At 67.8% G+C, this 13412-nt stretch carries 12 protein-coding genes; 3 read left to right on the top strand and 9 right to left on the bottom strand.

What is annotated here, in order from left to right; genetic code table 11:
• Window positions 1-81 precede the first annotated feature (81 nt).
• From EGM71_RS00520 to glnA, 4 genes are all read right to left on the bottom strand, one after another.
• A complete protein-coding gene (locus tag EGM71_RS00520) occupies window positions 82-1806 on the bottom strand; it encodes a ShlB/FhaC/HecB family hemolysin secretion/activation protein (RefSeq protein ID WP_188487022.1) in 1725 nt (574 codons plus the stop codon).
• Window positions 1807-2101: 295 nt separating this feature from the next.
• Complete coding sequence (locus EGM71_RS00515) at window positions 2102-3532, bottom strand: ammonium transporter (RefSeq protein ID WP_188487020.1); 1431 nt, start codon at window positions 3530-3532, stop codon at window positions 2102-2104.
• Window positions 3533-3553: 21 nt separating this feature from the next.
• Window positions 3554-3892, bottom strand: a complete 339-nt coding sequence (locus EGM71_RS00510) for a P-II family nitrogen regulator (protein ID WP_004134334.1) — start codon at window positions 3890-3892, stop codon at window positions 3554-3556.
• Window positions 3893-4215: 323 nt separating this feature from the next.
• Window positions 4216-5625: a type I glutamate--ammonia ligase gene (gene glnA / locus EGM71_RS00505; protein WP_004153533.1), complete on the bottom strand. Its 1410-nt coding sequence runs from the start codon at window positions 5623-5625 to the stop codon at window positions 4216-4218.
• 223 nt (window positions 5626-5848) lie between these two features.
• Between glnA and EGM71_RS00500 the strand changes: the two genes are divergently transcribed.
• The 3 genes from EGM71_RS00500 (at window position 5849) to EGM71_RS00490 (ending at window position 8146) form a co-directional block, all read left to right on the top strand.
• The gene (locus EGM71_RS00500) at window positions 5849-6643 is read left to right on the top strand and encodes an undecaprenyl-diphosphate phosphatase (protein ID WP_049444436.1); all 795 of its coding nucleotides are present in this window, start codon (window positions 5849-5851) and stop codon (window positions 6641-6643) included.
• Between the two features lie 73 nt (window positions 6644-6716).
• Window positions 6717-7544: an META and DUF4377 domain-containing protein gene (locus EGM71_RS00495; protein ID WP_188487018.1), complete on the top strand. Its 828-nt coding sequence runs from the start codon at window positions 6717-6719 to the stop codon at window positions 7542-7544.
• A gap of 143 nt (window positions 7545-7687) precedes the next feature.
• The gene (locus EGM71_RS00490) at window positions 7688-8146 is read left to right on the top strand and encodes an META domain-containing protein (protein WP_188487016.1); all 459 of its coding nucleotides are present in this window, start codon (window positions 7688-7690) and stop codon (window positions 8144-8146) included.
• Window positions 8147-8272: 126 nt separating this feature from the next.
• On the opposite strand, the gene EGM71_RS00485 is transcribed toward EGM71_RS00490, so the two are convergent.
• The 5 genes from EGM71_RS00485 to EGM71_RS00465 all read right to left on the bottom strand — a co-directional run bounded on the left by EGM71_RS00485 (window position 8273) and on the right by EGM71_RS00465 (window position 13407).
• On the bottom strand, window positions 8273-8884 hold the full coding sequence (locus EGM71_RS00485) for a YbhB/YbcL family Raf kinase inhibitor-like protein (protein ID WP_188487014.1): 612 nt from the start codon (window positions 8882-8884) through the stop codon (window positions 8273-8275).
• 10 nt (window positions 8885-8894) lie between these two features.
• The gene (locus EGM71_RS00480; RefSeq protein WP_188487012.1) at window positions 8895-10964 is read right to left on the bottom strand and encodes a tetratricopeptide repeat protein; all 2070 of its coding nucleotides are present in this window, start codon (window positions 10962-10964) and stop codon (window positions 8895-8897) included.
• A gap of 56 nt (window positions 10965-11020) precedes the next feature.
• Entirely contained in the window at window positions 11021-12010 is a 990-nt protein-coding gene (locus EGM71_RS00475) for a YheT family hydrolase (RefSeq protein WP_188489716.1), read from the bottom strand.
• 52 nt (window positions 12011-12062) lie between these two features.
• A complete protein-coding gene (locus tag EGM71_RS00470; protein ID WP_049444428.1) occupies window positions 12063-12854 on the bottom strand; it encodes a lysophospholipid acyltransferase family protein in 792 nt (263 codons plus the stop codon).
• 118 nt (window positions 12855-12972) lie between these two features.
• Entirely contained in the window at window positions 12973-13407 is a 435-nt protein-coding gene (locus tag EGM71_RS00465) for a hotdog fold thioesterase (RefSeq protein WP_188487010.1), read from the bottom strand.
• Window positions 13408-13412 lie beyond the last annotated feature (5 nt).

The following is a 13412-nucleotide window of genomic DNA, read 5'->3' as shown; positions in this document are numbered from 1 at the left end:
GGGTTGTATGCGCAGCAGGCTGCGCGGTACCGCATCGTGTTGGCCGCGCGGCAGGCAGCGCAGGCCGGTCATGTGCAGGCGTCAGAACGAGACACCCATGTTCATTCCGAACGTGGTGTAGGCAGTCTGGAAGCCGCGCGGCTTGGACAGGGGGCTGCCGACGAACGCGTCCCAGTTGATGTGGCGGGTGCCGCCGCGAAGCCCGAGGGCCGTGCCGGTGAGCCGGTCGCCCGCCAATCGCGCCGTGGAAGGTCCACCGACACGCCCGTGATCGACGGCGACATAGGCCTCCACGCCGCCGCCCAGAGGCACGCCGAGTTCATTGCGCAGCAACCAGCCGCGCTCGCCGGTCAGCGACATTTCGCCATCGAAGCCACGCACCGTGTAGCGGCCACCAATCGAGAATCGATCCTGCGGCACCAGCGGCGAGCGGTTCCACTGCGCTCGCCAGCTGCCGGTGTAGCGCAGGCTCTGGCGGCCCCATTGCATCGGCAGCACCAGCTGCGCGTCGGCGGTGTAGATGCGGCCATGCGCCGTACCTTCGCCAAACGCCTCTTCCGGCGCACGCAGCGCATTGAAGGCGCCGGTACCCTGGCGGTATGCCAGGTTCACATCCAGCGTCGCCTTGCCGATGAAGTGACGATGGCCCAGGCCCAGCTCCCAGCCGGCCATGCGGCGACGCTGCACTTCGATCTCGGTATCGTTGATGAAGTTGTCCGATTCGCGATACCAGCCACGCGCGTACATGCTGGTCTTGGCATGCGCATTGCGGAACAGCATGCGTGTCAGGCGCAGCTCGGCGTTGCGGCTGGAGCCACTGTAGACGTAGTTTTCGAACGCGCCGGCAACGGTCTGCTCATAGTCGAAGTTGCTGGCGTTGGCGCCCAGCAGCCATCCGCCCAGCGGCACGCTGTAATGCACTGCCCAGCTGTCGGTGCCGCGCTCGCTGCCGTTGAACACCGATTTGCCCACGTTGATGTAGAACAGGTCGCTGAGACCGGCCGCGTTGTCCACCGACACCGTGGTACCGGCCTGCATCTTGCCGGTGGACTGGCTGCCGGCATCGTCCAGGGTCAGGTTGACCCGTACCAGATGTGCCTGCTGCCAGCTGATCACCAGGTCGCTCTCGCCCGGCTTGGCCGCCGCGCCATCGGCCGGGGGGGCGATCTGGATGTCCACCGAAGCGGTCGGCACACGCTGCAGGTTTTCCAGCGCCTGCTCGATGTCACGCAGGTTCAGTACTTCGCCGCGCGCGACCCGCACCGCGTTCCAGAGCGCGGGTGTACGGCCTTCGCCATCGGCGAAGCGGATGGCATTGACGCGCCCTGGCACGACCGTGAGCGTCAGCACGCCGGACTTCAGGTCCTGCGGCGCAGCGAGAATGCGGGTAGTGACGTAGCCACGCTCGATGATTGCGTTCTGCACGCGCTTCATCACGATGTCCACGCCGGCGGTGCCCAGGCAACGCCCGGTGGCAGGGTCGCTGCGCGGATCGGCCGCCGCCAGTGCCCAGCGGAAGCGTTCGGCCAGATCACCCTGCAGCGCGATGCGGTTGATGGTGAAGCAGGGCGACTCGTCCGCCGGCAGATGGCCGAGGTCTTCGGTGGCCGGCTGCAGCCGGACATCCGGCGCGGATTCCTGTTGTTCCCGCAGCGCGCGCTCGCGCTCCTGCTGCCGGAGCAGCTCCTGCTCCGGTGACACTGCCTGCGCCAGGACAGGTGCCGGGATGCCAACGATGGCCAGTGCCACGCCCACGGACAACCGCCACTGCAACGCGCGGCTGCGCACACTACGTCCCTGTTTCACGATGCTCTGTTCCCTGCGGATAGCTGCCAGTCCGACGAATAGCCGGCTGGAAGAGGCAGCACTTTAGGGGAATCGCATCGCAGGCAACAGGGCCGGCGAGCCAAGCGGAGCGGGGCTTTCCCGGCAAAGTGTGATGTCCGACGGAGCACCTTCCGCGGGCCGGCAACGCTTGGAATCTGTACCGGAACTGCCCGCGTGCCAGCAGGCACCGGCCGCACTAGGGCTGCCGGTGACGGACGCCCGCCACTGACTGCAGCGCAGCAGTGACGGGGCGTCCACGAAACCGTGAAACCGATCAGGCCTCGTAGGCGGACTCGCCGTGCGAAGTCACATCCAGGCCGGTGCGCTCTGCTTCCTCGGTCACGCGCAGGCCGACCACGCTGCGCACCACCAGCAGGATCAGCGTGGTCACCACCGCCGACCACACCACAGTGAGGCCGACGCTGACCACCTGCACCCAGACCTGATGGGCGATATCCAGATCGGCCTTGGTGCCACCCAGCGACTGTGCACTGAACACACCGGTGAGAATCGCGCCGACGATACCGCCGACACCATGCACACCGAACACGTCGGCGGTGTCGTCCACCTTCAGCAGGCGCTTCAAACCGGTCACGCCCCACACGCAGACCATGCCGGCGACGAAGCCAATGACGATCGCACCCAGCGGGCCGACGGTGCCGCAGGCCGGGGTGATGCCGACCAGGCCGGCTACCGCACCCGAGGCCGCGCCCAGTGCCGACGGCTTGCCCTTGCCGATCGCTTCCACCAGGGTCCAGCCGAGTACGGCGGCGGCGGTGGCCAGCACGGTGTTGAGGAAGGCCAGCGAGGCAACGGTATCGGCAGCGGCGGCGGAGCCGGCGTTGAAGCCGAACCAGCCGACCCACAGCAGCATCGCGCCGATGTAGGTGAACGGCACGTTGTGCGGCTTCAGCGCGGTCTGGCCATAGCCCAGGCGCTTGCCGACAAACCACGCAGCGACCAGGCCGGCCACACCTGCGTTGATGTGGACCACGGTGCCACCGGCGAAATCGATCGCGCCCATCTCACCCAGGTAGCCGCCACCCCAGACGATGTGCGCCATCGGGATGTAGCTGAGGGTGAACCACAGCGCCGAGAACAGCAGCACCGCGCGGAATTTGATGCGTTCGGCGAAAGCACCGACGATCAGCGCAGTGGTGATGCCGGCGAAGGTCGACTGGAAGGCGACGAACAGGTAGTCCGGCAGGCCCTTGATCGGCGTATTGCCGACCGAGTCGGGCGTGAAGCCCTTGAGGAAGGCGAATTCGGTGAACGAGCCGAAGAACGGATTGCCGGCGCTGAACACCGCGCTGTAGCCATAGGCCACCCACAGCAGCAGCACCAGCGAGAACACCACCAGGATCTGGCTGAGCACCGACAGCACGTTCTTCGAACGCACCAGACCGCCGTAGAACAGGGCCAGGCCCGGCACCACCATCAGCAGCACCAGCAGGGTGGAGGTGAGCATCCACGCGACGTCGCCGCGGTCATAGGCGGCCGCCGCTTCGGCCACGGCCGGTGCAGCCGCTGCGGCAACCGGATCCTGCAGCGGTTCAACCGCCACGCTCTCGCTCGGCAACGGCGACACCTGCACCTGGGCATGGGCACTGCCCGGCCAGGCACCGGCCGCCAGCGCGCTGAGCAGCATCAACAGGCACACCAGATGGAACCGGGCTTGCCACCCGGTGAGAAGGCGCATCTTCATGGGGGAGTCTCCGGAAGGGGGTTACAGCGCGTCGGCACCGATCTCGCCGGTGCGGATGCGGATGACCTGTTCGACGGCAGTGACGAAGATCTTGCCGTCACCGATCTTGCCGGTGCCTGCCGACGACTGGATCGCTTCGATCACCGCGTCGGCACGCTCGTCGGTGACCACGGTTTCGATCTTGATCTTGGGCAGGAAATCGACGACGTACTCGGCGCCGCGATACAGCTCGGTGTGGCCCTTCTGGCGGCCGAAGCCTTTCACTTCGGTCACGGTGATGCCCGACACGCCCGCGTCGGACAGGGCCTCGCGGACCTCGTCGAGCTTGAACGGCCGGATGATGGCGGAGATCAGTTTCATGCGCATGTCCCGAGGGTGGATGGGGCCAGCGCGCCAGCGCGCGTTGGCATCAGGCAACCAGCGGCCATCAGGGTGATGGCCCTGGCTGTTGCACCGGACACGTACAGGGCCGGGACGGCCGTGCCTCTCTCCTTGCACGACCGACGCGGGAGGGAGGGCGGCCCTGGTCGCGTATCCGGTCTCTCTCTTGCCCCTGGATCAGGGGTCAGAGCCCATTCGTAAACGAACGGCATCCGACCCCGATCTGACCGCGGCTCCCCAGCCGCGAAAACGGGTGCGATGGCGGCGGGTGGGAGGGGGATGCCCACCGCCATCGCGCCCGGTCAGCTGGCGTAGTACAGCTGGTATTCCAGCGGGTGGGTGGCCGCGCGGAACTTGGTCACTTCCTGCATCTTCAGCGCGATGTAGCCGTCGATGAAGTCATCGCTCATCACGCCACCGGCCTTCAGGAACTCGCGGTCCTTGTCCAGCGCTTCCAGCGCCTGGTCCAGCGAAGAGCAGACCTGCGGGATCAGCTTCTCTTCTTCCGGCGGCAGGTCGTACAGGTCCTTGTCGCTCGGTGCGCCCGGGTCGATCTGGTTCTTGATGCCGTCCAGGCCGGCCATCATCAGCGCGGTGAAGGTGAGGTAACCCGACTGGATCGGATCCGGGAAGCGCATTTCGATGCGGCGCGCCTTCGGGTTGGAGACCCACGGAATGCGGCACGACGCCGAACGGTTGCGGGCCGAGTAGGCCAGCATCACCGGTGCTTCGTAGCCCGGCACCAGGCGCTTGTAGCTGTTGGTGCCCGAGTTGGCGAAGGCATTGATGGCCTTGGCATGCTTGAAGATGCCGCCGATGTACCACAGTGCCAGCTGGCTCAGGCCACCGTAGCCGTCACCGGAGAACAGGTTGGTGCCGCCCTTGGACAGCGACTGGTGCACGTGCATGCCGCTGCCGTTGTCGCCGACGATCGGCTTGGGCATGAAGGTGACGGTCTTGCCGTTGCGGTGCGCGACGTTCTTGATCACGTACTTCATGCGCAGCAGTTCGTCGGCCTTCTGCACCAGGGTGCTGAACTTGGTGCCGATCTCGCACTGGCCGGCGGTGGCCACTTCGTGGTGCTGCACTTCCACTTCGATGCCGACCTGTTCCAGGGTCTTGCACATCTCGGCGCGCAGGTCGTGCAGGGTGTCGGTCGGCGGCACCGGGAAGTAGCCGCCCTTCACGCCCGGACGGTAGCCGCTGTTGGCACCGTCGTACTTGGCGCCGCTGTTCCACGCCGCTTCTTCCGAGTCAACCTGGAAGAAGGTGTGGCCCATTTCATTGGCGAAGCGGACCGAGTCGAAGATGAAGAACTCCGGCTCCGGGCCGAAGAACGCGGTTTCGGCGATGCCGGAGGACTTCAGGTAGGCCTCGGCGCGCTTGGCGATGCCGCGCGGGCAGCGGCCGTACGGCTGCATGGTGGCCGGATCGAGGATGTCGCAGCTGATCACGATGGTCGGATCGGCGTAGAACGGGTCGACGTAGGCGCTGGCGGTATCCGGCAGCAGCACCATGTCCGATTCGGCGATGCCCTTCCAGCCGGCGATCGAGCTGCCATCGAACATCTTGCCTTCTTCGAACAGCGACGGCTCGACGATGCTGACCGGGAAGGTCACGTGCTGCTCGACGCCACGCATGTCGACGAAACGCAGGTCGACGAACTCGATCTGGTTGTCCTTGATCAGCTTCTCAACGTTTTCCACGGACATCGGTACGACCTCGGATGGGGATGAATGCCTGCTGAGGTACAGCAACGACCGTGCCAACTTTTCACTGGCCGCAAGTCATTGATTTAAAAAAGGGCGCCCCGTGGCGGTGCAGAACGGTGCGCACCAAACGGGTGCGCCCAGCACCAGACGCACCCGTTTGGTGCAGCAGGGATCGTCTATCCTCTCGACCTTCTTCCTTCCGCCGCGCGTGCACGCACCGTCCATGTCCGACCTGCTCTCCGCCCTGCTGCTGGGCATCCTCGAAGGCTTGACCGAATTCCTGCCGATCTCCAGCACCGGCCACCTGCTCATCGCCCAGCACTGGCTGGGTGCCCGCTCGGACTTCTTCAACATCGTCATCCAGGCCGGCGCGATCGTGGCGGTGGTGCTGGTGTTCCGGCAGCGCCTGCTGCAGCTCGCCACCGGCTTCAACCAGCGCGAGAACCGCGAGTACGTGTTCAAGCTGGGCGCCGCCTTCCTGGTCACCGCGGTGGTCGGCCTGGTGGTGCGCAAGGCCGGCTGGTCGCTGCCGGAGACGGTCAGCCCGGTGGCCTGGGCGCTGATCATCGGTGGCGTCTGGATGCTGCTGGTGGAGGCCTACACCGCGCGCCTGCCCGACCGCGACCAGGTGACCTGGACGGTGGCGATCGGCGTGGGCCTGGCGCAGGTGGTGGCCGGTGTGTTCCCCGGCACCTCACGCTCGGCCTCGGCGATCTTCCTGGCCATGCTGCTGGGCCTTAGCCGCCGCGCCGCTGCCGCCGAGTTCGTGTTCCTGGTCGGCATTCCCACCATGTTCGCCGCCAGCGCCTACACCTTCCTGGAAATGGCCAAGGCCGGGCAGCTGGGCAGCGAGAACTGGACCGACGTGGGCGTGGCCTTCGTTGCCGCGGCCATCACCGGCTTCGTCGTAGTGAAGTGGCTGATGGGCTACATCAAGTCGCACAGGTTCACTGCCTTCGCGATCTACCGCATCGCGCTGGGCGCGGCGCTGCTGCTGTGGTTGCCGTCCGGCAGCTGAACAGCGCCGGGGCACGGTAACCCCATTGCCGGTCCCACCCCGTTTCCCCCACGGTTCCCCAAGGAGAATCACCATGAACCGCAAGCTCACCCTGCTCCTCCCGCTGGCCCTGATGGCCGCCTGCAGCCAGACCCCGGCCCCGGCCGGCAATGGCGGCGACGACGTGGCCCCGGCCGCGGCCAAGGCAGCAGACCAGCAGACGCTGGCGCACCTGGATGCGCAGCGCCTGCAGAGCCAGCACTGGCTGCTGCAGCAGGCCACCGGCGCCGACGGCAAGCGCATCGACGCGCTGTTCGCCCGCGAAGACAAGCCGGTCACCCTGGACTTCGCTGATGGCCGCCTGTCGGTCAGCAACGCCTGCAACCACATGGGCGGCGGCTACACCCTGGCCGACGGCAAGCTGACGGTCAGTGCGATGGCCTCGACCATGATGGCCTGCACCGACAAGGCGCTGATGGCGCTGGACGAAGCCGTGTCGAGCCGCCTGCAGGGTGAGCTGAAGGCCGAGCAGGATGCCGATGGCAAGCTGACCCTGACCAACGCCAAGGGCGACGTGCTGGTGTTCAACCCGGAGCCGACCGCTGAAACCCGCTACGGCGGCGCCGGCGAAACCGTGTTCCTGGAAGTAGCCGCCAAGACCGAGAAGTGCTCGCACCCGCTGATCCCGGACTACCAGTGCCTGCAGGTGCGCGAAGTGAAGTTCGACGACAAGGGCCTGAAGCAGGGTGAGCCGGGCAAGTTCGAGAACTTCTACGGCAACATCGAGGGCTACACCCACGAAGACGGCGTGCGCAACGTGGTGCGCGTGAAGCGCTACGAAGTGAAGAACCCGCCGGCCGATGCGCCGTCGCAGGCGTACGTGCTGGACATGGTGGTCGAGTCGGCCATCGAGAAGAAGTAAGACGACAGAAGGGCGGCCGCGAGGTCGCCCTTCTTCGTGGTGGGTAGAGCCGGCCGCTGGCCGGCTGCCCTGCGGAGCACCGCCAACACACGGATATTGCCGGCCAGCGGCCGGCACTACCCGCATGCATCAGGGAGATCGGCATGAAGCACGTCCCCGCCCTCATCATTGCCGCGCTGCTGGCCCTGTCTACGGATGTGGCCGCTGCCAGCACGCCCACCACCGGGCAGCTCGAGGCACATCCGTGGCAACTTGCGCGCGCCACCGACGCGCAGGGCCGGCGCATTGATGCGTTGTTCGTGCGCGGTCGACCGCCCTACACGCTGCGCTTCCAACCCGGCTACATGAGCGAGTTGAACCTGTGCAACCAGTCAAGCAGCACCTATCACCTGCAAGGTGACCGGCTGGTTCTTGAGGGCGGCGTCATCACCACAGCCGCTTGCCTCCGGGCCGAGGTGGCCGAACAGGAACGTGTCGCCGGCACGCTGGTGAATGCACGCGCAGAGATGACGCTTGCGCTGGATGAGCGTGGCCGCCTGCTGCTGCGCAATGCGCACGGCGATGTGCTGGTGTTCGCGCCGGTAGCCGGTACGGACGAATGAAAAGGGCGGCCGCAGGGCCGCCCGTCTTCGTCAGCGGTAGAGCCGGCCGCTGGCCGGCTGCCACGGGCGAATGCAGCAACACACGGACGTGGCCGGCCAGCGGCCGGCACGACCCGATATGCAGCTTCAGCCCAGCGCCGGATTCAACGTGTAGGTGCCGTGCAGTGCCGCTTCGGCCAGCACGTGGCCGTGCATGGCCCGGTACGCGTCGGCGGCGGTGAAGCGTTCCGGCAGCTGCAGCGACGCCACGTCCAGCGCGAAAACGCGGAAGAAGTAGTGGTGCAGGCGTTCGTCGTTGAACGGCGGGTACGGACCGTCGTAGCCCAGGTAGTCGCCGGCCATGTCCGGGTTGCCGGCGAACCAGCCGGTGAAGTCGTTCAGGCCCTGGCGGCTGCCGGCCGGCCCGGCCGGACGGGTCCGGCCCTTCACCACGAAGCCATCGCTGCAGCTGCCTGCGGCGATCTCGTGTACCGAGGCCGGAATGTCGGCCATTACCCAATGCACGAAATCACAGCGCGGCTGGTCGCGCGGCACGCTCATGTCGGTGCGGCCGACCGTTTCCGGCACGGTCGGCACGTCCGGATCGACGCACACCAGCAGGAACGAGCGGGTGCCCTCCGGCACGCCGCTCCAGGCCAGGTGCGGATTGCGGTCCGGCGCAAAGCCAGCGGCATCGCCGGCGGCGAATTCGCGGTCGATCGGTGCACCGTTGGTCAGGCTGTGGCTGCTCAATTGCATCGGCGTGTCCTCACTCTTCCGGGTAACCCAGGCGCACCGCGATCGGGGTGAGCTTGGCGAAGGCGGCGCTCATCACGTCGCGGTAGTTGCGCCAGTGGCCCGGCGGGAAGCGCGGCGCACCCAGCTGCGCGGCCGGCGGCATCGGCCGCTCGAACAGGCGGCCCAGCAGTTCGGCCATCGCCTGCGGATCGTTGCCGATCTGATCGATGCGCAGCAGTACCTGCGGGTACAGATCGTCTTCGTGCAGGGCGGCGACCTGGGCCAGCGCGCGCGCCAGCCATTCGCTGGCTTCGGCCAGGGAGGTCATTGCCAGCGGTGCGGCGGCACCGTAGGCCACCCAGTCCAGCAGCATGTCGCGCGGATCGCGCAGCACCACCAGCAGGCGGCCCTGCGGCAGCTGCGGGCGCAGCGCCCACAGCAGCGCGTTGTCCCACCACAGCAGCCAGTCGATGATCGCGTCGTCCTGCACGCCGCGCGACGGCAGCTGTTCGCGCCAGCGCTGCACCAGCCGCTCCGGGGTCAGCACGCCCGAGGCGAGGTCCTGCAGCGTGTGGTAGTTCTGGAAGGCGTCGTCGGGTGCATTGGAGGTATAGCGGTCGCTGCGCAGCACCGGGCTGGCGGCGGCCAGGCCGGTCGCCACGCGCTCCACGCCCGAACCCGGCGCGCCCCACAGGAAGATCGGCGCGGAGGTGGCATCGCCGTCGATCTCGCCCTTGTCCGGCCAGCTCGGCGGCGCCTTGGCCTGCGGCGGCAGCGGCAGGCGCTGCGAGGCCTGGTCGGCCTGCAGTGCCAGCCAGGTCTGCAGCGCGTCTTCGTGCTGCCCGGCGCGATCCTGGATCTCACCCAGCCAGGTGCGCAGGTCGGCGCGGTGGCCTTCCGGTGCCATGTCGATCAGCGCCTGCACGCGGGCGACCGCGGCGGCCGGATCACGTTGCAGCAGGCCTTCGACCAAACGGGTTTCGCCGCTGACGCGGCCCGGTTCGAGGCTGACGATGCGCTCGGCGATTGCTTCGGCCTGGGCATGTTCGCCGACCATGTCGTGCAGGCGCAGGCGCGCTTCCAGCGCCGGCAGGTGGCCCGGCATCGCGTCCATCCAGCGCTCGACCGTGGCGGCGGCGGTGGCACTGCCGACCTCTTCCACCGCCAGGCGTGCCAGCCACAGGTCGTGCAGCTGCGGGTGCTGCTCCAGGGCGGCATCCAGGCGGGCGCGGGCCTCGTCTTCGCGGCCCAGGCGCTGCCAGGACATCAGCAGCAGCTGCAGCACGTCGCGGTCGTCAGGCAGCGACTCCAGCAACGGCAGCAGGTGCTCCAGCGCCTGCAGCGGCTGGCCGCTGCGAAGTGCCAGTTCGCCGGCCAGGCGGCGCATCGACGGCGTATCCAGGCCCTGCTGCTGCAGCGCGATCTGCATCGCTTCGGCGGCGGCTTCCAGGTTGCCCTGGCGCATGGCCAGCTGCACCACCAGGCCATGCAACGAGGCGATGGTCGGATTCAGCTCCAGCACGCGGCGAAACGCCTGCTCGGCGAAGGCCAGCATGTTCTTGCCCAGGTAGGCGAAACCCAGTGCGTAGAGCACGCGAATGTCGTTGGGCTGGGCCTGGTTGGCCGCCGACAGCAGCGTCAGCGCGCGATCGGCATCATCGCGGCGCAGCGCGATCATGCCGTCGATGGTCAGCAGTTCCGGGTGGTCCGGTTCGACGCGCGAGGCCAGGGTGGACAGGCGCTGCGCTTCATCGAAATCGTTGCGGCCGATCGCCAGATGGGCCTGCATCAGGTACGCGGCGAATGCGTTCGGGTCCAGCCCGGTGGTGCGCGTCAGTGCTTCGCCGGCGCCGTCGAACTGGCGCAGGGCCAGCAGCAGGCCGGCGTGCTGCAGGTGCAGCTGGGCATTGTCCGGGGCCAGCTGCAGCGCCTGCTGCAGGGCCACCATCGCGTCCTCGGCCTTGCCCTGCTGCTGCAGCGCAAGCGCCAGCCAGCGGTGGGCCTCGGCCTGGCCGGGTTCATCACGGGTCCACGCCTGGGCCAGCTGCACGGCCTGGTCGGCCTCGTTCTGGCGCAACGCTTGGATGATCTGGTCTTGCATGGCGGTCCGGTTCAAGGGCAAACCCGCATTGTAGCGGCCTGCGCGCCCGTGCCGGTTCAGCCTTGCAGCACCCGCTGCAGGCGCTGCGCCACCCAGCGCTCGGAGAAGCCGTCACCGCGCCAGTTTTCCAGGAAGCCACAGTGGCCACCCCAGCAGGCGGTTTCCAGGTGTGCCTGGCGCGGCAGCCGCCAGTCGCTGAAGGTCGCGTACGGGATCACCGGGTCGTCCTGCGCCATCAGGATGTCGGCCGGTACCTGCAGCGTGGACAGGCGATCGCCGGCAATCGAGTAGCCATCGAAATAGGCCTGCAACGAGCCGAAACTGGTGTGGCGTTCGACCAGCCAGGCGGTCAACGCGCGGATGTCCAGCTTCAGCACGCGGTCGTCGCAGTCGCTCAGCTCGGGGAACAGGTCGCGCTTGCGCCGCAGCGAACCGGCCCACTTGCGGCGGAAGTACCAGTCGTACATCGCCGGGCCGTTCTCGATGCTTTCCATGGTCAGCGCCGGGTCCAGCACCGGGCATACCGAGGCCACGCGCAGCAGCGGCACGCCGGCCGCCGGCGCACGCAGGGCCAGGCGCAGCACGAAGTTGCCGCCCAGCGAGTAACCGGCGGCCACCAGCGGCAACTGCGGCCAGCGCTGGGCGATATCGCCCGCGGCATGCACCACTTCGTCGATCAGGTTGGAGTGGAAGATGCCGGGGTTGAGATGATGGGTATTGCCGTGGTCGCGGAAATTCAGCCGCACCACGTCGAAGCCCTGTTCGAGCATGCGCGCGGCCGCCATGCGCATGTAGCTGGATTCGGCGCTGCCTTCCCAGCCGTGCAGCAGCAGGGCCATGCCCTTGGGTTCGCGGCCTTCGACGTGGCTGTGCCAGCCCTGCAGGCGCACGCCATCGCCGCCGTCGAGGATCAGTTCTTCGCTGATCGCGCCGGTCGCGGCCAGCAGCAGCAGGCCGCGCTGCAGGCGCATGCGGCTGGAGCTGAGCATCGACTGCAGGTGCGGATTGCGCAGCCAGCGCGGTGGCTGGTAGTCAGCCGCATGCAGCGTCGGCGTGCCGGCGTCCAGGACGGGTGGCGGGATCAGGGCCACCGCACCCTCACTGCGTGCTCATGGCCGCCACGATGCGCGCGCGCGAAGTCTCCGCGATGCGCCGACGGCCTTCCAGGTCCTGCGCACCGATCGGTGCCAGGAAATGCACTTCCGCACGCCGCGCCGGCTCACCGAGCAGGCGCAGGAAATTGGCGAAGAAACTCTCGCCGGGGCCGAACGCGACAATGGTCTGCGCATCGCCCTTGACCCCGTACACCAGAGCCACCGGCTGCACCGGCACGCCGGTTTCAACCGCGGCCTGGAAGATGCGGGCATGGAACGGGCCCACTTCGTGGCCACCGCGGGTACGCCCTTCCGGGAACACGCCCACCGCCTTGCCTTCGCGCAGGCGATCGGCCATCACCTGCATCACGCCACCGAGCGATTCGGTGTTGCCGCGCTGGTGGAAGATGGTCTGGCCACGCGCGGCCAGCCACCCGACCAGCGGCCAGCTGGCGATCTCGCGCTTGGCGACGAAGCCCATCATGCGCTGGCTGTGCAGGATGCAGATGTCGACCCAGCTGACGTGGTTGGCGACGAACAGCACGGCACCGGGTAGCGGCCTGCCGATCTGCACCAGGCGGAAGCCGAAGATCCACATCAGCCCGCCCTGCCACCAGTTGACCACTTTGGCGCCGAAGGTGGCTTCGCCCACGCGCAGTTCGCCCCACGGCCGAAGCATGCCGATCAGGATGAGCGGCAGGAACACGAGGATGTGGACCAACAGCAGCGGTACGCGGTACAGGTAACGGCACACACGCGCCACGCCGCCACGGGGGGCCGGAGTGGGGGAAGTCATCCGCGCACGATACCGGAGGGCCGTCATCGCTGCCAGCCGATTTAGGCCATAACACCGATCGACCGGGGCAATCGGCGGGGAACGCTGGGTTCCGCTGCCGTCACCGGCCGTCCGGGGCTCAGCCGTGGCCGGCCGCCACCACCGCCAGGGTCAGCCGCGAGATGCACACCAACCGGCCCTGCCCGTCTTCGATGCGGATCTCCCACAGCTGGGTGCTGCGGCCCACGTGCAGCGCGCGGGCAGTGCCGGTCACGGTGCCAGAGCGCACTGCGCGGACATGGTTGGCGTTGATTTCCAGCCCTACGCAGATCTGTTTCGCAGTATCCACGCAGAGGTTGCCGGCGCTGCTGCCCAGGGTCTCGGCCAGCACCACCGACGCGCCGCCATGCAGGATGCCGTAGGGCTGGCGGGTGCGCTCGTCCACCGGCATGGTGGCCTGCAGCCAGTCGTCACCGGCCGCGCTGAAGACGATGCCCAGCGACTCGATCGCGGTGTTGCGGCTGAGCGTGTTGAGCTGCTCGAGGGAAACGGCTTCGCGGAACACCTGGGTCATGCGGG

Source organism: Stenotrophomonas maltophilia (genome assembly GCF_006970445.1).
GTDB classification, from domain to species: domain Bacteria; phylum Pseudomonadota; class Gammaproteobacteria; order Xanthomonadales; family Xanthomonadaceae; genus Stenotrophomonas; species Stenotrophomonas maltophilia_AU.
The sequence above is the reverse complement of the archived record's forward strand: the minus strand, read 5'-3'. Positions and strand labels throughout refer to the sequence as shown.